The organism is Burkholderia sp. AW49-1 (genome assembly GCF_053427845.1).
On record NZ_JBSAXF010000001.1, the window covers coordinates 223145 to 247815 of the forward strand.

Genomic DNA, 24671 nt, shown 5'->3' on the forward strand with positions numbered 1-24671 from the left:
GTGCGACGCGGCTGTGCGTGTGACGGGCGGCAACGGGATCAATCGCTTTCGGTGCGAACGAACTCACGTCGAATGTGCGCAATCAGGCGCACGCAATATGCAGGCGGGATTATAAGAATAATCGGTGGCTTCACGCCAGCCGATTTTAGCGGGAATGCGATGCGTGAAAGCAGAGGCGAAATCGGAATGTGCGCGGCATTCCGCGCACGATTTATTTCGACAATGTCGCCCGCACCGTATATTCGCCTGCGAGCGCCGCATGTTCCGGCCGCACGAAATACCTCGATGAATCGAGATCGGCCGGCAGCGGCTCGACCGGGTAGCCGTGCTTTTCCCACGCATCGAGGCCGCCCTTCAGCGCGCGGATATTGTGGATCATCTTCTTGCGCTGCATCTTCGCGATCAGACGCTTCGCCGTCGCCTCGTTCGGGCACACGCAATACACGACGATCGGCCGCTTCAGCAGCTCCGGATCCAGCAGGTCCGGCGAATCGAGATCGACCGGCACCGCGCCGGCGATCCGATACGGCTCGCGTTCGCGAATCGCGCGCGGCCGCGCATCGAAGATCAGCGGCGGCTCGTTCGACGTCATCATTTCGACGAGTTGCGGCGGAGTGATGCGCACCTGCGCGAGGTAGCGGCGGAACTGCACGCGGCGCACCCAGCGGTACAGCAGGAACGTGATGAAGATCGCGAGGAACGCGTCGAGGATCGTGCCGCCGCTCGCACGCACCCACAGCACGAACTGCACGATCTGGTCGTGCACGGCCGCACCGCCGACGAGCCAGAACGCAGCCCACAGCGACGCGCCGGCCAGATCCCAGAACAGGAACACGCCGATGCCGATCGCGGTCGTGCCGAGCAACGGCGCCGACACGAGGCCGAGGCCCGGCAGGAACTTGGAGAGGACGAGCAGCGGTGCGCCGTATCTTTCGAATACGTTACGCGCGAAGCGCAGCGTCGTGTCGAGCGACAGCGAGAATCGCACGAGCCCGTTCAGCAAGCGCCGGCCGCGCGTGCGGCCCATGAAGAACCACAGCGAATCGGCAAGCATCGTCGCACCGATCGCCGCCGCGAACATGCTCGTCCAGGACGCCTGCCCCATTGCCGCCATCGTACCGCCGAGAATCAGCATCGGCACGGCCGGCACCGGCACGCCGAGCTGCGTGATCAGTACGCTCGCGAACACGGCCCACGGGCCGAGCGACGAGGGAATCGCAATGGGAAAGTGCCACACGGCGGCGCTCCTGGAAGACGTGCTGACCGTGCGACGGAGGCGGCCGTCGATACGGCTGGCAGCGACCGCCGCGGCACGTCCGCGGCCGATCCTGCACCGTCGTGCATTCTAAACGGGTTTGGCCGGGCTCGCGCGGAACGGTTGCGGTCCGAGGCGGCCGCCGCGCTCACGCGTCGGGGCGTTGCGCGAGCCCCGCGACGTATTCCGCGTAGTCGGGGAACGCGGCGGCCAGCGCCGTCGCGTCCGCGAGTTCGAATTCCGCGAACTCGAACCCCGGCGCGACCGTGCAGCCGACGAGCGCGACGTGCTCCGGCGACGCGCAGCGCGCGCCGAACCAGCGCCCGGCCCGCACGACCGCCTGGAATACGGTGCCGGGATGCGTGAGCGGGTTGCCGAGCCGGTGGATCGTCAGGCCGTCGTGCTCGTCGAGCACCCACACTTCGAGCGGGTCGCCCGCGTAGAAATGCCACACCTCGTCGGAACGGATCCGGTGCCACGACGAATACGCGCCGTCGCACAACAGGTAGTAGATCGCGGTCGACGCCGCACGCGGCGCGCCGTCGGCCGGACGCACGACGGTGTCGGCCGCGCGGTAGGTTTCCCGGAAATAGCCGCCCTCGGGGTGCGGTTGCAGATCGAACTGGTGAATCAGGTCGGCGGCGGAGATCGGCATGGTGGATGACGTCGGTGAAGGAATGAACCGGGCACGCGACACACGGCCCGGCCGTTCGGGAATCCCGTCGGCCGACGTCGCGTGCCGCTGCGTCGGTCGCCGCGACCATGCACACGGCGACTGAATCGCGCGCGAAACGCGGCGCGCGACGATGAAGCGAACACCGGCCGATGCTGCCAGAAGTGGGGGCCGCGATGCAACCCACGCCACGCGGTCACACCGTAGCGATGTCGCGACGCCAGATTTCGGCCGCGCGTCGATCGATGCAGCGGACGCACCGCCGCGCCCGCCATCGCACCGCCATCGCACCGCCATCGCACCGCCATCCGCGCGGCGGCCGCCTGCCCGCCGCTCACGGCGCGACGCCGCACCGCCCCGTCACGCGGATGCCGCCGCGGCCGGCTCGTCGTGGCGCACCAGCAGCACGGGCCGGTCGGCCGCGCGCAGCAGCGATTCCGCGACACTGCCGAGCAGCAGCCGGCGCAGGCCGTGCCGCCCGCTCGTGCCCATCACGATCAGATCGGCGCCGGCCTCGGCCGCCGTGCGCATCAGCACCGCGGCGATGTCCTCGCCGTACGCGTCGAGCGCGCGCACGGTGCCCTGCACGTGCCGCTGCGCGAGCGCCGCCTTCGCATCGTCGAGCACGGGCGTCGCCGCATCGGTTGCCGCCGCGTCGCCGTCGTGTTCGGCCGCGAAGCCCGCATCGACGTCGACGAGCTGCGGCCGGTGCTCGACGACATACGCGCACGTGACCTCGCCGCCGGACGCCGCCGCGATCCTGATCGCTTCGTTCAGCGCGAGACGCGCACTCGGGCTGCCATCGAGCCCGACGAAAATCCGCTTGTACATGGTCCGTCCTCCGACCGGGCGCTCGTCGCGCATCGCGCGAACGACGCCCCCGTCACCGCAAGCCGGCCCGATGCCGGCTCGCCTGCCGAACAGTCTGCCCCACGTGCCGATACGCCGGTTGACGCGTGTCAATCGAGGCCGGGACGCCCGCTGCACCGCCCGGCTATCTCATTTTTAGCTGACCCTATTACAAAAAACGTGTAAAACGCGCACAATTTCATCTTGAAAATAGACGCCGCACGTGGCCGGTGCGATTTTTCCCGGTTATGCCGCACCGCCCGAGTGCCACGGGTGGCCCCGACACCAGAATGGCCATCGAATGACCGCCAGTGGAACCCCGCCGCGTGACGCCCGAGGGCCCACGCGCTTCCAGATCATGTTACGCCAGCCGCTCGCGGCTGGCGTCGTTACGCTGTTCGCCGGCGCGGCGCTGTCGCTCGGCGTCGCGCTGCTCGTCCGCGAGCAGTGGCAAGGCGCCGTCCATACGCGCTTCGAGCGACGCTCGACGCACGTGACGGCAATGCTGCGCCACGAGCTGCAAGCCGGCGTCGCCGTGCTCGAAAGCACGCGCGGCGCGTTCGCGCTCGCGCCGCAGATGACGCCCGAGCAATGGCGCCGCTATGCCGACACGCTCGAGATCGACAGCGGGCGTTCGCCGATCCGGCAGTTCGGCTACGCGCCGCTGTCGCCCGCGGCGCGCAGCGCACTCACCGGCCACGCGCCGATGCCGGCCGGCCCGCTCGCGGTGGCGACGCTCGGCGCGCCGGCGTCGAGCTCGGCCGGCGTGCGCTTCGGCGCGCCCGATCAAGCCCCGCTCGCGCGCGCACTGCGAACCGGCGATGTCGCACTCGGCATCCATTCGGCCGACGACGACACATCCCGCGATGCGCGCACCCTCACGCTGTTCCTGCCCGCGACGCCTTCACAGCGCACGGCCGCCACGCAGGCCGGCGCCGACGGCGTGCTGTTCGCGCAAGTGAGCCCGAATCGCCTGATCGAGCGCGCGCTCGACGCGGAACGCGGGCTCGACCTGCGGATCAGCGCCGGCGACGATCCTCGGCCGATCGCGAGCGCCGAGACGACGACCGACGAGGCGTCCGCGTCGCCCGACCTGATGCGGCGCACCGACCAGCTGAATTTCGGCGGGACCGTGCTGACGCTCGCCTATTCCGCGGATGGCCGCCCGAGCGCGACCGGCGCGCAGCGCGCGGCGGGCACGGTGCTTGCCGCAGGGTTGATCGCGTCGTTCGCGTTCGCGGCACTCGTCCATGCGTTGCTGCGCGGCCGCGCCGGCACCGCCGATACGGGCGCCAGCAGCCGCGGCATCCTGAACGAGGCGCGGATGATGGGCATCATCCGTTCGTCGATGGAAGCGATCATCACGATCGACGAAAAGCAGACGGTCGTGATCTTCAACCCGATGGCCGAACAGGTATTCGGCGTGTCGGCGATGGAGGCGATCGGCGCGCCGCTGTCGCGCTTCATCCCCGAGCGGTTTCGTGCCGCGCATGCGAAGCACGTCGACCAGTTCGGCGTGACGGGCGTGTCCGAGCGGCAGATGGGCCGTCAGCGCGTGCTGTTCGGGCTGCGCGGCAACGGCGAGGAATTCCCGATCGAGGCGTCGATCTCTCAGATTCGCGACGCGTCGGGCAAGCTCTATACGGTGATGCTGCGCGACATCACCGAGCGGCAGCGCGCCGAGAATGCGCTGAAGCAGTCGCGCGAGGAACTGCGTGAACTATCGGCGAACCTGCAGAACGTGCGCGAGGAGGAGAAGACCCGCATCGCGCGCGAACTGCACGACGACCTCGGCCAGCAGCTCACCGCACTGAAGATGGATCTGTCGGTCATCGAGCAGCAACTGCGCGCGCCGAGCCGCGCGCACCCCGACGACGACGTGCTGTCGCAACTGCAGGGCATGCGCAGGCTGATCGACGCGACCGTCGCGTCGGTGCGGCGCATCGCAGCCGACCTGCGCCCCGTGATGCTCGACGATCTCGGCCTCGTGCCCGCGATCGAGTGGCTGGCGAACGACTTCACGAACCGCTACGGCATCGACGTCGAACGCCACATCGAAACGGGCGGACTCACGTTCACCAGCACCGGGGCGACCACGCTGTTCCGGATCGTCCAGGAAGCGCTGACGAACGTCGCGCGCCATGCGGACGCGACGCGCGTCGCGCTGCGGCTCGACATCGAGGAAGGCTTCTGCGTGCTGCGCGTCGCCGACAACGGTCGCGGCGCCGCACCGGGCGGCACCGCCCACGAGGACAAGTCGTTCGGCCTGATCGGTATTCGCGAACGCGCACACATGCTGGGCGGCAGCGTGACGATCGATACCGCGCTCGCACGCGGTTTCTCGATCACGGTCGCGTTCCCGCTCGGCACCGTTCAACAGGAAACCAGCCTCACATGATCAAGGTACTCATCGCCGACGACCACACGCTCGTGCGCGACGGTCTGCGGCACATTCTCCAGAACGCTACCGCATTCGAAGTGGCCGGCGAAGCGTGCGACGGGCCGTCGACGATCGCGCTGATTCGTTCGACCCCCGCGCAGGTGCTGGTGCTCGACCTGTCGATGCCGGGCCGCAACGGCGTCGAACTGATCAAGCAGATCAAGGACGAGAAGCCCGCGCTGCGCGTGCTCGTGCTGACCATGCATGCGGAGCAGCAATACGCGGTGCGCGCGTTCCGCGCCGGCGCGTCGGGCTACCTGACCAAGGAAAGCGCGAGCGCCGAACTGGTCGGCGCGGTGACCAAGGTTGCATCGGGCGGCGTCTACGTGAGTCTCGCAATGGCCGAGCAGTTCGCGCAGAGCCTGAACGAACCGGCAGAGACGCTGCCGCACCAGCGGCTGTCCGATCGCGAGTTCGACGTGTTCCGCCGGATCGCCGCAGGACAGACGCTGACCGAGATCGCGCAGGCGCTGTGCGTGAGCGCGAAGACGGTCAGCACCTACAAGACCCGGATTCTCGAAAAGATGCAGATGCCGCACGAAGCGGCGCTGGTCCGCTACGCGATGCGGCACAAGCTGCTCGACGAAACGGACGACGTCTAGGCGCACCGTGCCGGCCGCGCGACGTGCGGGCCGGCGGGACGCTGCACGGCCTTACTTCCCCGGCACCGGGCAAGCCAGGTCGCCTTCCTCGCATGACAGATAACCCTTCAGCGTCTCGTTGCGCGTCTTGGTCAGATCGTCGAGGCAGGTCGACACGACCATCGGATACACGCTGCCGCCTTCGGCGTTCGCGCTGGAGAAGCTGCATTCGGCGTCGCGGTAGGCGATCCACGCGCGCTGCGCGTTCACGAGTTTCTCCGCGAGCGGCTTCGCATCGCGCAGCCGTGCGGTGACGGCCTGGTAAGTGCGATTCAGGTCCGCGTCGGATTTCTTGTACGCGCGATCGGCGCACGCCGTCATCGCCGCCTGATCCGTCGCGTCCGCACAATTCGCCTGCGCACGGGCAACGTTCGCCGTCAGCGCCAGCGCGCACAGCAGACCGGTCAAGACACGCATGGATGCTCCTGTTTGTTTTCGTTGAAGTCGTGGAACGTGAGGCCGGGCTTGCCGCCGCGCCTCGGTGCGCGACCTCGCCGGCCGACGGGCGCGACTTCCGTCGCGGCCGCCGCAGCGTGGCAATGCCGACCGCGATGCTAGCGCACGCGCGATGGATTGTCAGCCCGCGCCACGCGTGCCGCGCATGCGAAAAAGCCCGCACTCGTCACGAGTGCAGGCTTTTCGGTACGGCTTTGCAGGCGGCCCGGCGGCCGCGCGGCGAACGGCTTGCTCAGTGACCGAAGTACACCGACGAACGATCGGCTGCTGCCGGCACGCTCACGCGCTGCCCCGACTGCGACGTCGCGACCGGGTTCGAGCCGTAGCCCGTTACATCAGCCTGCGCACCGGTGTTCTGTGCCGCGGCGATCTTTGCCTGTGCGGCCTGGATGTTTTCCGGATAGTTCATCCAGTCGTTCGGGTTGTAGCCGGCCTTCTCGAGCTGGACCAGCTCCGCACGCACTTGCGCGCGCGTCAGCGGCTGCTGGTTCGATTGGGCGAACGAGACGACCGGTGCGGCCACCAGCGCGGCCAGTGCAACTGCCTTGATCAGCGATTTCATGATGCGTTACCTCCAGATTGTCTTGTCAGGCGCTTCCGACTCGGTAGTCGTTGCGCATGAATGAAAGTCTAGGAGGCCCGGCTATCAGGGTAAATACTTAAATCGCAAATTCACTGTTGACCGAATCCATACAATTGCGGCGCATTCAGCCGAATCGCCAGAGGATTATGGCCGCATCGGAACCCAATATGCGGCAGCATGCTTTCGCCCGGGCGATCGACTCGCCGGGCCCTGGGCAACCGCGCCGCGGCTGCCACGTTTGCCCCGTTCAACGCGTCAGCGAACCTGATCCGCGTCCGTGGCGCCCATGGACAGGTCGAACAGCAACGCCTTGAGGCGAATCCGGTCGTCGGCAGCCGTTTCGTCGAACGCCGCGTGGTGAAGCGCCCAGCCCGGCACCGCCGGATCGGCATGCACCGCTCGCACCGTGCCGTCGAGCGTGAGCAACGCGATACGGTCCCCATCCGCATACGGCAACTGCACATGCAACGGCTCGCCGGCCGCCGCAAGCGCCCGGTCGACCGCGATCGACAGCCCGTTCAGGCTGAGATCGCGAACGATCCCGATACCCTCCGCGTGCATCGGCCCGCCCGTGCAGCGGGCCGCGATCCGTACCTGGACGCGCGGCTCGGCACGCGTGCGCAGCCGGTCGACGAAGCCCGGCGGCGAAAGCACCATGAACGGCGCGGCCCCCGCTGCCTGCACCGCCTCGACCGTCGCACCGAAACGCGACACCGCCGACCGGCCGATCGCGACCGCCTCGACGTCGTCGCCGCGAGCAAAGTCGAGCACGACCGCCGGCTGCGGCTCGACGAACAGCGCACCCGATGCGCCGATTCCGATCAACCGGCAGCGCTGCAGCACGCGGGTCGCGCCGACCCGCCGCCGGATGCCGATCGCGGCGCCGGCCGACAGCCCCATGCGCGTGGCCGCCGGCACGGTGTCGGATGCCGGCGCGGCGGGCTCGGCGTCATCGCGCAGGCGGACGGGCTGGAAGTGATCGAACAGGAAAGCATGCTGCGCGGGATCGTGCAGCGTCGTGCCGGCGGGCAGCAGCGCGGCGCCGCCCGCATCGTAGAGATCGAAGCCGAGCGGGACGCCGGCGGAGACGTCATTGCGCGCGAGCGCGACGTGATCAGTGATGAGCCGCATCGGAAAGGCGCGGAGCGACCGCGAGCTGTCGTGACAACGGTATTACGGCAGCATCGCGCGGAATCTGAACGTCTCGTTACTCCGAACCGCTGGTCGCGCCGGGCGAAGCCGGCGCCGGGGCCGGCGCCGGGGCCGGCGCCACCGACGGAGCCGGCACGGCCGAAGGTGCGGCCGGGGCGGAGCCGAGGCCCCCGCCGCCCGTGTTGCCCGCAGGCGTCGCGCCGCCTCCCGTCGCCGGCGGCTGGGCGGCCTGCGGTTGCGACGCGCCCGCCGACAGCGCGGCGGCCGATGCCGCCACCTCGGACGCCGGAACCCACTCCTCGACGACGCCGCCGGATGCCGCCTCGGGCGCCGATGCAGCCGATGCGGCCGAGGCGTCCGACGCCGCGACGGCGGCCGCGTCCGGCTGCCGCTCGATACGCTGCGTCCTGACGGGCGCAGGCGCCTGCTTCGGCTCGGGCCCGAACCAGCCGTCGAACAGATCCGTCACGCGTTCGCGCACCGACGCGAACCAGCCGGGCGACGGCTCGGTATCGAATTTCAGCTTCGTGTCGACGATCCGGGCACGTTGCGCGCGCTGGAAGAAATCGCCCACGATTGGCAGCGCGCTGTGCGCCCCTTGCCCCCAATAGTCGCTGCGCAGCGTCACGCGGCCGTCGTCGAAGCCGACCCACGCGCCGGCCACCAGCCCGGGCTGCATCAGGATGAACCAGCCGTCCGCGTTGTCCTGCGTGGTCCCGGTCTTGCCGGCCACGTCGCCGCGAATGCCGAAGCGCGTGCGGATGCTGCTGCCGGTGCCGCGCGTCACCACGTCGCGCATCACGCCGAGCAGCGTCTTGTCGGTCTCGGCGTCGAGCGCGCGCTCGGGCGGCGCCGGCGCGTACTCGGCGAGCACGTCGCCCTGGCGGTTCTCGATGCGCGTCACCATCTGCGGCTCCACGTACAGGCCGCCGTTCGCGATCGTCGCGTACGACGCGACCATCTCCTTCAGCGTCACCGGGCTCGTGCCGAGCGCGAGCGACGGCACGCGCTCGAGCGGGCTTTCGCGCACGCCCATGTCGCGCGCGAGCCGCGCCACCGCCGCCGGTCCGACTTTCTCCATCACCTGGGCGGTGATCCGGTTGCGCGACAGCGCGACCGCGTCGCGCAGCGTCATCGGCTTGCCCGACGGCGGCGCGTCGTCGTTCGGCCGCCAGATCTCGCCGCCCTTCAGCGGAATCTCGACCGCCTGGTCGATGAAGGTGTCGTCCGGCTTCATCCCGTTCGCGAACGCGACGCCATAGACGAACGGCTTGAAGGTCGAGCCCGGCTGACGCCGCGCCTGCGCGACGTGATCGAACGGCTCGTTCGTGAAGTCGCGGCTGCCGACCCACGCGCGAATCTGCCCGTCACGCGGATCGATCGCGACGAAGCCGGCCTGCACGTCGGTCTTCGCCTTGCACAGCGCGCGCATGAAGCCGCGGTCGGCGGCGAGCTGCTTCATCGCGACGGCATCGTTCTTGCCCGCGTCCAGCGCGGCCTTGTACTCGGGCGACTCGCGCATGAAGGTGCGGAACACTTCGTTGTCGGTGCCGCAGCCGTCGCGGCCGCTCCACGCGTTGTTCGCGATGCCCTGCAGCTGGTTCGCCTGCAGCGTCAGCGCCTGGGTCGCCATCTGCTGCAGCCGCGAATCGATCGTGGTGCGCACGATCAGCCCGTCCGAGTAGATGTTGTAGTCGTTGCGGTCGGCCCAGCCGATCAGCCATTTGCGCAGTTGCTGCGCGAAGTGCGGCGCGGGCCCCGGCGGTTCCTTCTGGCGCTCGAAATCGATGCGCAGCGGCCGGCGCTGCAACTGCGCGAACTGCGCGGGCGACAGCTTGCCGTACTTCACCATCTGGCCGAGCACCGTATTGCGCCGCTGCAGCGCGCGCTCGGGGTTCAGCACTGGGTTGTAGTAGCTGTTGCCCTTCAGCATCCCGACGAGGGTCGCGCTGTCGAGCACGTCGAGATCGTCGGCCGACTTGTCGAAATAGGTGCGCGCGGCCATCTCGACGCCGTATGCGTTGTACAGGAACGGCACCGTGTTCAGGTAGGTCTCGAGGATCTGGTCCTTGCTGTACACGGCCTCGATCTTCAGCGCGGTGATCGCCTCCTTCACCTTGCGCGTCAGCGTCGGCGCGCGGCCGATCTCGTCCGGATACAGGTTGCGCGCGAGCTGCTGCGTGATCGTCGAGCCGCCCTGGCGGCTGCCCGAAAACGTATGGAGCGCGGCCGACGCCGTGCGCTTCCAGTCGAGGCCGTGGTGCTCGTAGAAGCGATGATCCTCGGTCGCGATCAGCGCGTCGACCATGTGCGGCGAAATCTGCTTGAGCGACACCCATTCGCGGTTCGACGGCTTGAATTCCGCCAGCACCTTGCCGTCGGCGGACAGCACCTGCGCGGGCTGGTCGACGCGCGCCTTGCGGATGTCGCCGATGCCGGGCGTGAACGGAATCAGCACCAGCACGTACAGCACGAACAGCGCCGGCACGGCGGCGGCCGCGCGCAGCGCGCCACGGCGCGTCGGATGACGGAGGTGGTGCCAGGCAATGGCCAGGACACGCTTGACGGGCACGGCGGCAGCGGCCGCGACGGGTTGGGCGCGCGCGACCCATTTGGCACAAAGGTCACGCACTGACGACACGTTTCGGCGATTCACGCGGGTGGGGGATCTGCTGGAAAGGCTGCATCGTACCAAAACTCGCGCGGCCCACCGGCTGGTGGCCGTCCCAGGCCCGTGCGAACGGTCCCGGATCGCGCATTTTTACAACAAAAAAGGCGCGCGCCCGCAACGGGACGCGCGCCAAGCCTGGTACAACCGGGTGCCCGTGCGCCGAACGCTCAGCGCACGAGAAAACCGTAGGTCAGCGGATCGCGCTCGTCGACGATCCAGTTCGCGAACCCGCAGATGTGCGCGCTGCCCTCCACTTCAGGGATCACGGCCGGGATGTCGCCGACCGTCGTCTCGCGCAGCACGCGTCCCTTGAACACCGTGCCGACGATCGATTCATTGACGAGCGTGTCGCCGGCCGCGAGCAGGCCGCGCTGGTGCAGCTGCGCGACGCGCCCGCCGGTGCCGGAGCCGGTCGGCGAGCGGTCGACCTCGCGATCCGCGAACACGCAGCAGTTCGCCTGCGTCGAGTCCGGATGGCGCGGTGCGTTCGCGATGATCGTGCCGTAGATATGGTTGATTTCGGGGATCTCCGGATGCGCGACCGGATATTTCGCGTTCGCGGCGGCCTTCACCTCGGCGCCGAAGCGGATCAGCTTTTCCACCGCCGCTTCACGCACCGGCAGGTCGAACGGCGCGCCGTCGACGTAGAAATAGAACGCGCCGCCGTACGCGATGTCGCCGGTCACGGTGCCGAACGACGGCGTGTCGACCGACACGTCGCGCTGCCAGATGAACGACGGCACGTTGACGAAGCGCACCGGCCCCGCATGCTCGCCGTCCCATTTCACGAATGCCTCGATGAAGCCGCACGGCGCGTCGATGCCGACGCGTGTCTCCGGCACCGTGCGCTGCACCCAGCCGAGCTCGACCGCGGCGGTCGACAGCGCGATGACGCCGTGTCCGCAATGGTCGCTGTAGCCTTCGTTGTGCACGAATATCACGCCGAAATCCGCGTTCGCCGACACCGGCTCGGTGAGGTAGCCGCCGTACATGTCGGCGTGGCCGCGCGGCTCGAACATCAGCGCCGTGCGGATCTCGTCGGCGTTCTCCTCGAGCCATGCGCGGCGCTGGACGATCGTGTCGCCGGGCAGGCGCGGCAGGCCGCTCGTGACGATGCGGAACGCTTCGCCGCCGGTGTGGACCTCGACGGTGGAAAGGGATCGGGAAATTTTCATGGAGGATCGAAGGCGTGAAGACGAAGGACGGCGCCGCGGCGCCGTCCGGTGACGGTTACTTCGCGTACGGCTCGGGCAGGCCGTTGCGGATCACGTAGACGGTGGTCGGCGCGCCCTTCAGGTCGCCGCGTTCGTCGAACGAATAGGTGCCCGCAACGCCCGCGTAGTTCGACTTCGCCAGCTGCGCGATCAGCTTCGCCTTGTCGGTGGTCGTGCCGGCCTTGACCATCGCGTCGGCGAGCAGCTTCATGCCGTCGTAGTAGTTGACGCCGTAGACCTGCGTGTCCGTGTGATAGGTGTCGTGGTATTTCTTCAGGAATTCGCGGCCGGCCGGCGTCTTCTCGAGCGCGACGCCGCCCTGCGCGCAGTAGACGATCGACGCGGCCTCGCCCGCGACCTTGCCCATGTCGGCCGAGCAGATGCCGTCGCCGCCGAGCAGCTTCGCGCGCAACCCGCGCTGCTTCATTTGCTTCGCCATCGGCGCGCCCTGCGCCGCATAACCGCCGAGGAAGATCACGTCGGGATTGCTGGCCTTGATCTTGGTGAGAATGCCGAGGAAATCGGTCGCCGACGAGTTCGTGTACTCCTGGTCGACGATCTTGATCCCGTTCGCCTTCGCGACGTTCATGAACTGCTCCGCAACGCCCTGCCCGTACGCGGTGCGATCGTCGATGACCGCGGCGGTTTTCGCGTTCAGCGTCTTCGCGGCGAAAGTCGCCATCGTGCCGCCGAGCTGTTCGTCGCTCGCGCCGATCCGGAAGATGTTCTTGAAGCCCTGCCGCGTGAGCGCCGGGTTCGACGCGACCGGCAGGATCGGCACGCCCGCGTTGCTGTACACGCGCGACGCCGGAATTGCGACGCCCGAGTTGTACGGCCCGAGCACCGCGACGACGCCCTTGTCGACCAGGTTCTGCGCAACCTGCACGCCCGCCTTCGGGTCGGCCTGGTCGTCCTCGGACACCAGCTTGAACGTGACCGTCTTGCCGGCCACCTTCACGCCGGCCTTGTTCAGTTCTTCGACGGCGAGGCGCGCGCCGTTTTCATTGTCCTTGCCGTTCGCGGCCTGCGGGCCGGTCAGCGGTGCCGAATGGCCGATCATCACGACTTCCTGCGCGTGCGCGGAAGTCAGCGCGCCGGCGGCAACGGCCACCGATAGCGCGGTAACGAAGTGTCGCATGGTTGTCTCCTGATTGGTTTTGTGTGGAACCAATGTAGGACACAAGTGGTCCTCATTCAAGCAATTTCAAAATGATTTTTGCGCTTCTGGTCACTTTCAAGACCAGACTAGCGCGATGCCCGTCATTTCGGCGTGATGTCGCGTCGCACACGAAGAATGTGCTGTTCGACGTAGAAGGCGGCCGCGTCGGCGTCGCCCGACACGATCGCCTCGTAGATCAGCCGGTGCTCGGACACGTAGAGCCGGATCCGGCCCGCGTCGTAGATGCCGTCGTCCTTCAGCCGCTTCCACAGCGGCTGGTCCATCGTCTTTGCGACTTCCTCCGCGATCTTCACGATCAGCGCGTCGCCGGTCATCAACGCGAGTTGCCGATGGAACAACCGGTCGCTCTCGTTCCACAGCGCACGCTGCTGCGGATCGTCGATGTCGGCGATGGTTTCCATCTGCGCGAGATAGCCTTCGGCGACGGGATCGGCGCGCCCGTGCGCGGCGGCGAGACGCGCGATCGCCGGCTCGAGGATGAGCCGCACGTCGAGCGTCGACGTCGGGCTGAAGTCGGCGTCGGGCACGCCGTGCGTGTCGCCGCGCTGCGCGAGCACGTCGAGCGGCGCCGACACGACGTAGGTGCCCGAATTGCGCTTCGTGAACACCAGCCCCTCGTTCTGCAGCGCGCCGAGCGCCTCGCGCACGGCCGGCCGGCCGACCTGGAACAGCGCCGCGAGTTCGCGCTCCGACGGCAGCCTCGAATCTGCCGCATAGCGCCCCGCGCGGATCTCGTCGCGGATCTTCTCGGCGACCTGTTCGTAGATCTGCAACGGCCGGAAACCGGCTTCGAGCGATTCGGGACGTGCGGACATCATCTTGGGCTCCTGCCCGGTCGGGTGGTGGACGGGGAAACGGGTTCGCACTATACCGGAGCGATACCGGCGCCGGTGTATGCGACGCCCATCTGGACGGATATTAGAACCAAAATCGACCGTCTGCTGGCTTTTCCGGCTTGCCTGTCGGCGGGCAACTGGTATAGATTCGATCCAGAATGATTGCCATCTCGATATTCGGCAGCCTCCGGGGCGAGCGCGCCATGCGCACGTCGTCCCCGCCCACCGACACAACACCGACCGACACGATGACCGCTCTCTCCCGGATTCCCGCGTTCGACGCCGCCGAAACGGCCGCGCTGCTCGACTACCCCGCGCTGCTCGCCACGCTCGCACGCACCGTCGCAGAATACGCGGCGGGCGAAATCGTCAGCCCCGAACGCCTGGTCGTGCCGCTGCAGGCGGGCGGCGTGATGCTGTCGATGCCGTCGAGCGCACGCGACCTCGCGAGCCACAAGCTCGTGAACGTGTGCCCCGGCAACGGCGCGCGCGGACTGCCGACGATCCTCGGCCAGGTGAGCGCATACGACGCGACGACGGGCGCGCTGCGCTTCGTGCTCGACGGCCCGACGGTCACCGGGCGCCGCACGGCAGCCATTACCGCGCTCGGCATCCAGGCGCTGCACGGCGCCGCGCCGCGCGACATCCTGCTGATCGGCACCGGCAAGCAGGCGGCCAATCACGCGGAAGCGCTCGCGGCGATCTTTCCGGACGCGCGCCTGCACGTGCGTGGCTCGCGCGCCGACAGTGCGGCGGCGTTCTGCGCAGCGCATCGCGCGCAGGCGCCACGGCTCGTGCCGCTCGACGGCGACGCAATTCCCGATGCGATCGACGTCGTCGTCACGCTGACGACGAGCCGCACGCCCGTCTATCGCGAAGCGGCGCGCGAAGGCCGTCTCGTGGTCGGCGTCGGCGCGTTCACCGCGGATGCCGCCGAGATCGACGCCGACACCGTGCGCCACAGCCGGCTCGTCGTCGACGACCCGGCCGGCGCGCGCCACGAGGCCGGCGACCTGATCGTCGCGCAAGTCGACTGGCGGCAGGTCGCGTCGCTCGCCGACGTGCTGCGCGGCACGTTCGAACGCAGCGGGCCGCTGCTGTTCAAAACGGTCGGCTGCGCCGCATGGGATCTGGCCGCGTGCCGCACGGCCCGCGACGCGCTGGACGCGCGCGCGGCCGGCTGATTCCGCGGCGGTGGCCCCCGGATCCGCCCCCCTGCGCGGGCCGCACCCGATGTCGCCTGCACACGACCTCGCCTCTTTCCCGTACGCGTTGTAGGAAACGCCCTACAACGCGTCGCAGCGGCCTACACAAACTTCCAGTTCGGCCGATTTCATTTTCGGCGGCGCAACACGATACTGCCGGCATGAATGCCAGCCTGTCGCCCGCCGTCGCACTCCGGGTGTTTCTCGTCGATCACGCCATTGCCGTCCGGCAACGGATCGCGCTGCTCGTCGGCGCGATCCGCGGTGTCGTGGTTGTCGGCGAAGCGGAAGACGGCGAGGACGCATTGACGCACATCCGCGGCAGCCACGCGGACGTCGTGATCGTCGACCTCCGGCTCGCCGACGGCGGTGGTCTCGACCTGATCGGCATGCTGTCGAAGGCCGTGCCACGGATCGTCACGATCGTGCTGACGAACCATTCGGCGCCGGCATTCAGGGAGGCATGCGCGACGGCGGGAGCCGACTACTTCTTCGACAAGACCGCCGAATTCGACGCCGCATGCCACGTCATCGAATCACTGGTGCGCGCTCGTGCGCACCACCCCTGACCGAGCCGGAGTGACTCATGTCCACAGCCACCGCCTGCGCCGCCACCCCATTCGTCGCGCCTCGGCCAACGATTCCGCTTCCCGCGGTCTCACGTAACGACGGCGTGAAGCACCCTGCCGCACGCTGCTCGGCCTGCCTGATGCGCTCGCTGTGCCTGCCGCCGCACCTGACCGCCGCCGAATACGGCCGACTGGACGCGATCATCTGTTCGACGCGCCAGGTTCGCCAGGGCGACGCGCTGTTCCGAACCGACGATCCGTTTCACAGCATCTACGCCGTGCGCGCGGGCTCGTTCAAGACGGTGATGATGCATCGCGACGGCCGCGAGCACGTGACCGGCTTCCAGATCGCCGGTGAAACCCTCGGCATGGACGGCATCGGCGGCGGCCAGCACTGCTGCGATGCGATCGCGCTCGAGGACAGCGTCGTGTGCGTCATCCCGTTCGGCGCACTCGAGGCGGCGTGCCGCGAAATGAAGCCGATGCAGCATTTCCTCTACCAGATGCTGAGCAGCGAAATCGTCCGCGAGTCGAGCCAGATGCTGCTGCTCGGCACCATGTCGGCCGAGCAGCGCGTCGCGCATTTCCTGCTGAACCTGTCGTCGCGCTTCGAGGCGCGCGGTTATTCGGCATCGGAATTCAACCTGCGGATGACGCGCGAGGAGATCGGCTGCTACCTCGGCATGAAGCTCGAGACCGTCAGCCGGATGTTCTCGCGATTCCATCGGGATTCACTCGTCGAAACGCGCGGCAAGCGCGTGCGGATCATCGACGCACAGGCGCTCGCGCAGGTGTGACGTCCGGCGCGGCGCGCGTCATTGCGCGGTGGCGCCTGGCGTAGCCCCGTGCAGTGCGACCGCTTCGGATTCGCCCGCTTGCCCTGCGGACAGTGTCTGCTCGGCCAGCGTGAACACGCGATCAAGCACTTCGATCAGGTCGTCGCCGGTGCCGCACGGCAGCGATACCGGCGAGCGGCCGCGCACGGCCATCTCGAGCCGCACGTCGTAGGTCCGGCCGCCATCCACGCGCGGGCGCGATTCGATCACCAGACGGCAATCCTCCAGCCGTGCGCGGAATCGTTCCAGCCGCACCAGCTGCACCCCTGCTTCTGCTTCCAGTGCGGCGGAACCCGCGAATCCGACGCAGACGATCTGCATGCCCACGCCCATGGCGCTCCTCCCGACGGGGTCACCGCTCGTCGACGGCGTTGCCCGTTCCTGTGTTTCTGTGCTTTCGTGCCTTGGCGTCCCGCGTGTGGCTCGATCCTGCTTCACGCAGCGCGATGACGGCCGCGACGATTATTGCCCTGGCAGCGTCGCACCGCGCATCCATCGGCACGATGCGGTTCATACGTTGAATGTCTGCGACGCCTTCATTTCGATCCATGTCATGCCGGCCCGCAACCCTTCGATCGCCGCCTCGTGCTCGGTCGGGTACGCATGGCTGTGCTCGAACGTGTGGTGAAAACGCGCCGGCCCGGTGCCATGCTCGACCGTCACGCGGCACCGGAATTCGCCGGATTCGCACTGCCGCGTCTCGATCTCGACCGACCAGTCGCGTTCATGAATCGTGCCTTGCAGTGTCATGCATCCTCCTGCGGTATCAGTCATCCATCCGGAAGTGACCGCTGTGCAGCAACACCGGCCGGCCGCCGATTTCGTCGAGCATCCGTCGCGCCATCGCCTCGATCGCCGACCGGTGCGCTTCGAACGCGTGCAGCAAATCCCGTTCGAGCAGCGACGGCGCGCCGAAATGGTCTTCCAGCGCTTCGGCCGTGATCGCGCACTGCACGCAGCGTCCGTCGACCAGTGCCGAAAACGCGACGACCAGATCGCGTGCGCAATATTCGGGCGGTTCCGGTGGAAAGGCTATCTGCATCTGTCCGCCTGTCATCGTCGGGACGATTCATGACGTGAGCATAACGGCCCACGCCGCCGCACGCTTGACCCACGTCAACCGGCTCGCTGCGCCGCACGAGGCGGCTCACCGTCGCGCCGCCCGACGGGGTTCAGCCCGCATCCGTGTCGAGCGCCGCGCCGCGCTCCGCGAGCAATTCGCGCAGCACGCTGCGATGGCAGCGGCGCTCGTCCTCGCAGTAGCAGCCGATCGAAAACGCGCTCGTCGCCGACAGCGCGGCGAGCAGGTCCAGCACCTTCGGCGCGTCGCCATGCGCCATCTCCGCGCGGAAGTGGCGCGTGAACGCGCGCCATTCGGCGTCGGTTTCGGCGGCCTGCGCCTGCGCGACCAGCTCGGGGCTCGGCGACAGCGTCGGCAGCCATACATCATAGTAGTCGCGCGATGCGAATTCCGCCTTCGGTACGCCACGCGGCGGTCGCCGCACCGTGCCGATCCTCAGGCCCTCGCCGGCCGCGCGCGGCGTGCCGAGCCGTACGATTCGAATAGCCATGCCGCTCCTTCGTCATGCGTTCGATCCACCATCGTACCGCCGCGCCGCAGCCGCGCAAGAAAAAACCGGCTGCCTCCACGAGAGAGACAGCCGGTTTCGGCAATGCGATCGTGCGCCCGCGGGCGCGCCCTCAGACGCCGCTCTTCAGCACCTTGCCGATCGCGTCCGCGACGATGCCGACGTTCGAATCGTTCAGCCCCGCGACGCACATGCGCCCCGATCGCAGGATGTACACGCCGTGCACTTCGCGCAGCGCTTCGACCTGTGATTCGGTCAGGCCCGTGTACGTGAACATCCCGCGCTGTTTCACGTAACGCGTCAGTGCTTCGCCGCTGACGTGGTCGCGCAGGCCGTCGTGGATCGACTGGCGCATCCGCGCGATGCGGCGGCACATCGCGGCGAGCTCTTCTTCCCACTGCTTGCGCAACGCGGGCGTGTTGAGCACGGTCGCCACGACCTTCGCGCCGTAGGTTTGCGGATTGCTGTAGTTCGAGCGCACCGCGCCGGCCAGCTGGCCCAGCACGCGCTCGGCCGCGGCCGCATCCTCGCAGACGACGCTCAGGCCGCCGACGCGCTCGCCGTACAGCGAGAAGTTCTTCGAGAACGAGTTCGCGACGAGCGTCGGCACGCCGCGGCGCGCCAGTTCGCGCACCGCGAACGCGTCCGCGTCGAGGCCCGCGCCGAAGCCCTGGTACGCCATGTCGACGAACGGCAGCAGCCCGCGCGCCTCGATCACGTCGATCAGCTTCTCCCACTGGCCTTCGTCGAGATCGACACCGGTCGGGTTATGGCAGCACGCGTGCAGCAGCACGATGCTGCGCGCCGGCAGCGCGTCGATCGCCGCGAGCATCGCGTCGAACTTCAGGCCGCCCGTCGCTTCGTCGTAGTACGGGTACGTGTTCACCGTGAAGCCCGCGCGCTCGAAGATGAAGCGGTGGTTCTCCCAGCTCGGGTCGCTGAGCCACACCTGCGCATCCGGGAAGTAGCGCTTCAGGAAATCGGCGCCCACCTTCAGCGCGCCCGAGCCGCCGAGCGTCTGCACGGTCGCGATGCGGCCGGCCGCACGCGCCGGGTGATCGGCGCCGAACACGAGCGCCTGCACGGCGTCGCGATACGCGGCAAGGCCGACCATCGGCAGGTAGGGCTTCGGGCCGAGGTCGCGCTGCAGCGCGGTTTCGGCTTCGCGCACGGCACCCATCACGGGAATCCGGCCTTCGGCATCGAAATAGATGCCGATGCTCAGGTTGACCTTCTGATCGCGCGGATCTTTCTGGAAGTTCTCGTTGAGCGTCAGGATCGGATCGCCCGGGTACGCGTCGATGTGTTCGAACATGGCTATGTCGGTCTCGTTTGGAAGAATGGTCGTGATGCCCGTGTCAGCCGGCGGACGCGCCGTCGCGGATCGCGTAGCCCGCATTCTTCTGCCGGAAGCGATACCCGATCGCGAGCACCGCGAGCCATACGGGAATCAGGTACACGGACAGGCGGAGATCCGGCGTCAGGTACATCACGACGAGAATGCCGGCCATGAACGCCAGGCACAGGTAATTCGTGAAAGGATAGCCCAGACTGCGGAAGGAAGTCTGCTCTCCGGCGATGCGCTTGGCCTGGCGGAACTTCAGGTGGATCAGCGTGATCATCGCCCAGTTGATGATCAGCGCCGACACGACGAGGCCCATCAGCACCTCGAACGCCTTGCCCGGCATGAAGTAGTTGACCAGCACGCACGCGCCGGTCGCGAGCGCCGACGCGCCGAGCGCGGCGAGCGGAATGCCGCGCTTGTTCACCGAGCACAGCACCTTGGGCGCGTTGCCCTGCTTCGCGAGGCCGAACAGCATCCGGCTGTTGCTGTACACGCCGCTGTTGTAGACCGACAGCGCGGCCGTCAGCACGACCACGTTCAGCACGTTGGCGACCACGTTGCTGCTCAGCGCGTGGAAGATCAGCACGAACGGGCTGCCGCCGGTGACGACCTTTTCCCACGGATACAGCGACAGCAGCACCGCCAGCGCGCCGATGTAGAAAATCAGGATCCGGTAGATCACCTGGTTGGTCGCGCGCGGAATGCTGTGCTTCGGATCGTCGGCCTCGGCCGCGGTGATGCCGATCAGCTCCAGCCCGCCGAACGAGAACATGATCGCCGCCATCGACATCACGAGCCCCGACACGCCGTTCGGGAAGAAGCCGCCGTGCTGCCACAGGTTCGCGATGCTCGCTTCGGGACCCGCATGGCCGCTCGCGAGCAGCCAGCCGCCGAAGCCGATCATCCCGACGATCGCGGCAACCTTGATGATCGAGAACCAGAATTCCGTCTCGCCGTACGATTTCACGCTCGCCAGGTTCAGGAGGTTGATCGCGACGAAGAACACCAGCGCCGACACCCAGGTCGGCACGCCGGGCCACCAGTACTGCACGTAGATCCCGACGGCCGACAGCTCGGCCATGCTGACGAGGATGTACAGCACCCAGTAGTTCCAGCCGGACAGGAAGCCGGTGAAGTGGCCGACGTACTTGTCGGCGAAGTAGCTGAACGAGCCGGCGACCGGCTCGTCCACGACCATCTCGCCGAGCTGGCGCATGATGAAGAACGCGACGACGCCGGCCACCGCGTAGCCGAGCAGCACGGACGGGCCCGCCATCTTGATCGTCTGCGCGATGCCGAGGAACAGCCCCGTGCCGAGCGCGCCGCCCAGCGCGATCAGCTGGATGTGCCGGTTCTTCAGCCCCCGCTTCAGGCCGTCCTTCTCGTTTCCAGAAACCATGTCTTCTCCATTCTGCCCGCCTCCGCCGGAAGCGGTGCGGCGCGCCTCGGTGTGCCGGGCGCTGTTTTGCTGTGCCGGCGGCCGTTCGTGGAGCCGCCGGGTTGGGGACTGCAATCTTCGCGCGGCAACACCCGCTTCCTGTCGGCAGGCCCGCCAGACCGGCCGCCGACCATCGCCCTCGCCCGCATTGCTGCGGGCGCACACGAAAATCCGGCGTCAGTTTAGCGTCGCGGCAGCGAAATCGGGTTGCGTAACCCGCTCATGCAAACCCTACATTATGAGATAAGATTGCATCCGGGAGACAGATGAGGAAACAAAAATGCCTGAACCGGTTCTCGATCGCATCGATCGCCACTTGCTGTCGGTGCTGCAGGAGAACGGCCGTGCGTCGAACCTCGACCTGGCGAAGGCCGTCGGCCTGTCGCCCGCGCAGACGCTGCGACGCCACCGGCGGCTGGAGGAAATCGGCGCGATCCGCCGTTACGAAACGCGTCTGTGCCCCGACACGCTCGGGTTCGGCGTCACCGCGTTCGTGCACGTGACGATGGAGCGCGGGCATATCCGCGACCTGTCGAAGTTCCAGAAACTCGTGTCGGATCTCGCGCAGATCCAGGAATGTTTCTCGGTGACGGGCGATATCGACTACGTGCTGAAGGTCGTCGCGCACGACCTGAAGGGGCTGTCCACGTTCCTGCTCGAAACGCTGATGCGGATTCCCGGCGTGAGCGGCGTGCATTCCAGCGTGTGCCTCGACGAGATCAAGTGCACGAGCGCGATGCCGGTGGAAAGCTGACACGGCACCGCGCGACCGCCGGGGCGACGCAATGCTCGGCTGCCGCCGCGCTCAGCGCACCGCCTCGAACGTGCTGATCAGCAGCGCGCCGCCCGCGATCACCATGCATCCCGCCGCGCGGCGCGGCGTGAGCCGCTCGCCGAGATACACGCGGGCGATCAACGCCGCGAACACCACGCTCGTTTCGCGCAGCGCCGACACCGGCCCCATCGGCGCGCGATCCATCGCCCAGATCACGATCGCGTACGCAAGCGCCGCGAAGACGCCGCCGCATGCGGCCTTCGCCGTTTCGCCGACATCCTGCGCGAGCCGTAGCGGCCCCGCGCGCAGCCGGTAGTACGCGGCCATCAGCAACCCCGTCAGCACGAACATCCACGCCGTATAGCCGACCGTGCTGCCGCTTTCCCGCACGCCGATCCCGTCGACCACGCTGTACGCGGCGATCGATACGCCGGTGGCGAACGCGGTCGGCAACACCTGCGTCATCCGGTGCCGGGCGCCGAGGCCTCGCTCCAGCCCGATCGCCAAGATGCCCGCGCAGATCAGCACGAGCCCGCATTGCGCACCCGCATTCAGGCGCTCGCCCGCGAACGCCGCCGCGCCCAGCGTGACGAGCAGCGGCGCGGTGCCGCGCGCGACCGGATACGCGACGGTCAGGTCGCCGTGCTCGTAAGCGCGCACCAGCAGCAGCGTATAGACGACGTGGATCACCGCCGACGCGACGACGTACACCCAGCTCGCGGGCGTGATCGGCGCGGCGGCCGGCAGGAACAGCAGCGCGAACAGCCCGATCGCGATCTGCAGCACCGTGGCCGAGCGCAGCCGGTCGCCGCTGCTGCGCACCAGCGCATTCCACGACGCATGCAGAAAGGCGGCGCACAGGACGGCAAACAGAACGGGGATCGGCACGCTGAACGCTCGCTGACGGCCGGCAACGCGAAATCGTCGCCGCGAGCCAACCATCGTATGAATGCGTCACCCGATTGTCAAAAAAGAGCGCGGCCCGGCATCCCGGCCGAACCGGCCCGCCGTGCGCCGTCGCCCGCCCCGCGCGACATTCGCCGGCCGTGACCGTGCCGATCGCCGATTGTGTCGCCCGGGTTGCATCCGCTCCGTCCCTTTCCGCTTTCTTTCGCGCCGCCTCGCGCCGTAATGAAATCGATACCGAGGCGCAACCATCGCGAAACCGCTCCGCCCCCATATCTTCATACCGGACTGTTTCAATGCTGGTGCTCTATCGCGAGCTCCGCACCGAACCGACACGGCAACGGAGCCGCTCTCCACCATCGAAAACCTACCTGGAGTTTCCAGATGTTCCGTCAAGCCTTGCTCGTCACCGCGTGCGCCGGCGCGGCGCTTGCGCTGTTCGCCTGCGGCGGCAGCGACGATCCCTCGTCGACGCCCGCCGTGTCGTCGCAGGACGCGCTGCAGACCGCCACACCGATCAAGCACGTCGTCGTGATCTACGGCGAGAACGTGTCGTTCGACCACTACTTCGGCACCTACCCGAACGCGTCGAACCCGTCCGGCGAACCGGCGTTCACCGCGAAGCCCGGCACGCCGACGATCAACGGGCTGACGGGCACGCTGCTCACCGCGAACCCGAACTTCACGAACACGGCCAACGGCACCGACGCCGCGAACCCGTTCCGCCTCGACCGCACGCAAGCCGCGACCGCCGACCAGAACCACGCGTACACCGCCGAGCAGCAGGCCGAGGACAACGGCCTCGCCGACCTGTTCCCGAAATACACGGGCAAGGGCTCGTCCGGCGGCGCCGGCGCGTTCGGCACGAAGGGCCAGGTGATGGGCTACTTCGACGGCAACACCGTGACCGCGCTGTGGAACTACGCGCAGCGATTCGCGATGAGCGACAACGCATATACGACGGTCTACGGCCCGTCGACGCCGGGCGCGCTGAACGTCGTGTCGGGCCAGACCAACGGGATGCAGATCGTCAAGACGTCGAAGCAGCCGTCGACGCTCGCGGCCACGTCGTACTACATCAACGACGGCCAGGGCGGCTTCACGATGATCAACGACGTCGACCCGGGCTACGACGTGTGCTCGAGCACGACCGACCAGGCGATGATGAGCGGCAAGAACATCGGCGACCTGCTGAACGCCGCGAAGATCACGTGGGGCGGCTTCATGGGCGGCTTCAACCTGTCGACGACCAACAGCAACGGCACGACCGGTTGTAGCCGCAGCACCGTCGCCACCGCCGTGAACGCCGCGACGGCCGACTACATCCCGCACCACAACTGGTTCCAGTACTACGCGTCGACCGCCAACCCGCAGCACACGCGGCCGAGCGCGGTCGCGGCGATCGGTTCGAGCTTCGAAGCCGACGGCAAGACGGCCGAACCGGCGAACCACCAGTACGACAGCGACGACTTCTTCGCGGCCGTGAAGGCCGGCAACTTCCCGTCGGTCAGCTTCCTGAAGGCGCCGGCCGCGCAGGACGCGCACGCGGGCTATTCGGATCCGCTCGACGAACAGGCGTTCGTCACGAAGGTCGTCAACTTCCTGCAGCAGCAGCCGGACTGGCAGAACACGGCCGTGATCGTCACCTACGACGACTCGGACGGCTGGTACGACCACGCATACACGGCTCCGACGCATTCGTCGTCCGACGCGGTCGACCAGTTGAACGGCAACGGCGTGTGCGGCTCGGGCGGCACCACCGGCGTGAACGGCGGCACGGTGAACGGCCGCTGCGGTCCGGGTGTGCGCATCCCGCTGGTCGTGATCTCGCCGTACGCGAAGCAGAACTACGTCGACCACACGCTGATCGATCAGGCCTCCGTCGTGCGCTTCATCGAGGACAACTGGCTCGGCGGCCAGCGCATCGGCGGCGGTTCGTTCGATGCGACGGCAGGCGACCTGCGCGGGCTGTTCGACTTCTCGTCGAAGCCGAATACGGCGCCGCTGTATCTCGATCCGACGCAAGGCACCGTGCTGAGCGCGGCGCCGTCGATCTGA

25 protein-coding genes are annotated in these 24671 nt (G+C 68.0%); 7 read left to right on the forward strand and 18 right to left on the reverse strand.

All coding sequences use genetic code 11. The features are described 5' to 3' along the window. Positions 1–211: 211 nt before the first annotated feature. From ACV22W_RS00920 to ACV22W_RS00930, 3 genes are all read right to left on the reverse strand, one after another. Positions 212–1237 (reverse strand): DedA family protein/thiosulfate sulfurtransferase GlpE, encoded by a 1026-nt coding sequence (locus ACV22W_RS00920; RefSeq protein ID WP_448017320.1) that lies wholly within the window; start codon positions 1235–1237, stop codon positions 212–214. A 166-nt stretch (positions 1238–1403) separates the two neighbouring features. Beyond that, positions 1404–1910 carry a cupin domain-containing protein gene (locus tag ACV22W_RS00925; RefSeq protein ID WP_448017321.1) on the reverse strand — a complete coding sequence of 169 codons (507 nt, stop codon included), beginning with the start codon at positions 1908–1910 and terminating at the stop codon, positions 1404–1406. A gap of 378 nt (positions 1911–2288) precedes the next feature. Then, positions 2289–2759: a universal stress protein gene (locus ACV22W_RS00930; protein WP_448017322.1), complete on the reverse strand. Its 471-nt coding sequence runs from the start codon at positions 2757–2759 to the stop codon at positions 2289–2291. A gap of 319 nt (positions 2760–3078) precedes the next feature. Between ACV22W_RS00930 and ACV22W_RS00935 the strand changes: the two genes are divergently transcribed. Together ACV22W_RS00935 and ACV22W_RS00940 are read left to right on the forward strand one after the other, a co-directional pair. Beyond that, positions 3079–5175, forward strand: a complete 2097-nt coding sequence (locus ACV22W_RS00935) for a PAS domain S-box protein (RefSeq protein ID WP_448017323.1) — start codon at positions 3079–3081, stop codon at positions 5173–5175. Beyond that, complete coding sequence (locus tag ACV22W_RS00940; RefSeq protein WP_059467935.1) at positions 5172–5819, forward strand: response regulator; 648 nt, start codon at positions 5172–5174, stop codon at positions 5817–5819. The genes ACV22W_RS00935 and ACV22W_RS00940 overlap by 4 nt, the downstream gene beginning before the upstream one ends. Positions 5820–5870: 51 nt before the next feature. Here the strand turns inward: ACV22W_RS00940 and ACV22W_RS00945 are convergent, their stop codons facing one another. The 7 genes from ACV22W_RS00945 to ACV22W_RS00975 form a co-directional block, all read right to left on the reverse strand. Beyond that, on the reverse strand, positions 5871–6275 hold the full coding sequence (locus ACV22W_RS00945) for a lysozyme inhibitor LprI family protein (RefSeq protein WP_448017324.1): 405 nt from the start codon (positions 6273–6275) through the stop codon (positions 5871–5873). 271 nt (positions 6276–6546) lie between these two features. Then, positions 6547–6876: a DUF4148 domain-containing protein gene (locus ACV22W_RS00950; RefSeq protein WP_448017325.1), complete on the reverse strand. Its 330-nt coding sequence runs from the start codon at positions 6874–6876 to the stop codon at positions 6547–6549. Between the two features lie 276 nt (positions 6877–7152). Further along, a complete protein-coding gene (locus tag ACV22W_RS00955; RefSeq protein WP_448017326.1) occupies positions 7153–8028 on the reverse strand; it encodes a PilZ domain-containing protein in 876 nt (291 codons plus the stop codon). A gap of 76 nt (positions 8029–8104) precedes the next feature. Next, positions 8105–10690, reverse strand: a complete 2586-nt coding sequence (locus ACV22W_RS00960; protein WP_448017327.1) for a penicillin-binding protein 1A — start codon at positions 10688–10690, stop codon at positions 8105–8107. A 197-nt stretch (positions 10691–10887) separates the two neighbouring features. Further along, positions 10888–11895: a trans-3-hydroxy-L-proline dehydratase gene (gene lhpH, locus ACV22W_RS00965; protein WP_448017328.1), complete on the reverse strand. Its 1008-nt coding sequence runs from the start codon at positions 11893–11895 to the stop codon at positions 10888–10890. A 55-nt stretch (positions 11896–11950) separates the two neighbouring features. After that, positions 11951–13072, reverse strand: a complete 1122-nt coding sequence (locus tag ACV22W_RS00970) for a branched-chain amino acid ABC transporter substrate-binding protein (protein ID WP_059450263.1) — start codon at positions 13070–13072, stop codon at positions 11951–11953. Positions 13073–13194: 122 nt separating this feature from the next. Continuing rightward, positions 13195–13932 (reverse strand): FadR/GntR family transcriptional regulator, encoded by a 738-nt coding sequence (locus ACV22W_RS00975; protein WP_448017329.1) that lies wholly within the window; start codon positions 13930–13932, stop codon positions 13195–13197. A 266-nt stretch (positions 13933–14198) separates the two neighbouring features. Here ACV22W_RS00975 and lhpI point away from each other — a divergent pair, with 266 nt between their 5' ends. The 3 genes from lhpI (at position 14199) to ACV22W_RS00990 (ending at position 16521) form a co-directional block, all read left to right on the forward strand. After that, positions 14199–15134, forward strand: coding sequence for a bifunctional Delta(1)-pyrroline-2-carboxylate/Delta(1)-piperideine-2-carboxylate reductase (lhpI, locus tag ACV22W_RS00980; protein ID WP_448017330.1), 936 nt, complete (start codon positions 14199–14201; stop codon positions 15132–15134). 182 nt (positions 15135–15316) lie between these two features. Further along, positions 15317–15724 carry a response regulator transcription factor gene (locus ACV22W_RS00985; RefSeq protein ID WP_448017331.1) on the forward strand — a complete coding sequence of 136 codons (408 nt, stop codon included), beginning with the start codon at positions 15317–15319 and terminating at the stop codon, positions 15722–15724. 17 nt (positions 15725–15741) lie between these two features. After that, positions 15742–16521, forward strand: coding sequence for a helix-turn-helix domain-containing protein (locus ACV22W_RS00990; protein ID WP_448017332.1), 780 nt, complete (start codon positions 15742–15744; stop codon positions 16519–16521). 18 nt (positions 16522–16539) lie between these two features. Here ACV22W_RS00990 and ACV22W_RS00995 read toward each other — a convergent pair whose 3' ends face one another. From ACV22W_RS00995 to ACV22W_RS01025, 7 genes are all read right to left on the reverse strand, one after another. Further along, entirely contained in the window at positions 16540–16893 is a 354-nt protein-coding gene (locus ACV22W_RS00995) for a metal ABC transporter ATPase (protein ID WP_448017333.1), read from the reverse strand. Between the two features lie 19 nt (positions 16894–16912). Next, positions 16913–17074, reverse strand: coding sequence for a hypothetical protein (locus ACV22W_RS01000; RefSeq protein ID WP_448017334.1), 162 nt, complete (start codon positions 17072–17074; stop codon positions 16913–16915). Further along, a complete protein-coding gene (locus ACV22W_RS01005) occupies positions 17071–17310 on the reverse strand; it encodes a UDP-glucose 4-epimerase (RefSeq protein WP_448017335.1) in 240 nt (79 codons plus the stop codon). The genes ACV22W_RS01000 and ACV22W_RS01005 overlap by 4 nt, the downstream gene beginning before the upstream one ends. Positions 17311–17326: 16 nt before the next feature. After that, positions 17327–17617 (reverse strand): DUF1488 family protein, encoded by a 291-nt coding sequence (locus ACV22W_RS01010; protein WP_059525369.1) that lies wholly within the window; start codon positions 17615–17617, stop codon positions 17327–17329. A 115-nt stretch (positions 17618–17732) separates the two neighbouring features. Then, positions 17733–18131 (reverse strand): DUF488 domain-containing protein, encoded by a 399-nt coding sequence (locus ACV22W_RS01015; protein ID WP_175907006.1) that lies wholly within the window; start codon positions 18129–18131, stop codon positions 17733–17735. Between the two features lie 130 nt (positions 18132–18261). Further along, positions 18262–19464 (reverse strand): amino acid aminotransferase, encoded by a 1203-nt coding sequence (locus ACV22W_RS01020; protein WP_059819044.1) that lies wholly within the window; start codon positions 19462–19464, stop codon positions 18262–18264. Positions 19465–19507: 43 nt separating this feature from the next. Continuing rightward, a complete protein-coding gene (locus ACV22W_RS01025; protein ID WP_059525363.1) occupies positions 19508–20893 on the reverse strand; it encodes an amino acid permease in 1386 nt (461 codons plus the stop codon). Between the two features lie 319 nt (positions 20894–21212). On the opposite strand from ACV22W_RS01025, the gene ACV22W_RS01030 reads away from it, so the two are divergent. Further along, complete coding sequence (locus ACV22W_RS01030) at positions 21213–21686, forward strand: Lrp/AsnC family transcriptional regulator (RefSeq protein WP_006479071.1); 474 nt, start codon at positions 21213–21215, stop codon at positions 21684–21686. 51 nt (positions 21687–21737) lie between these two features. Here the strand turns inward: ACV22W_RS01030 and ACV22W_RS01035 are convergent, their stop codons facing one another. Then, complete coding sequence (locus ACV22W_RS01035; RefSeq protein ID WP_448017336.1) at positions 21738–22649, reverse strand: EamA family transporter; 912 nt, start codon at positions 22647–22649, stop codon at positions 21738–21740. A 348-nt stretch (positions 22650–22997) separates the two neighbouring features. Between ACV22W_RS01035 and ACV22W_RS01040 the strand changes: the two genes are divergently transcribed. Beyond that, entirely contained in the window at positions 22998–24671 is a 1674-nt protein-coding gene (locus ACV22W_RS01040; protein WP_448017337.1) for a phospholipase C, read from the forward strand.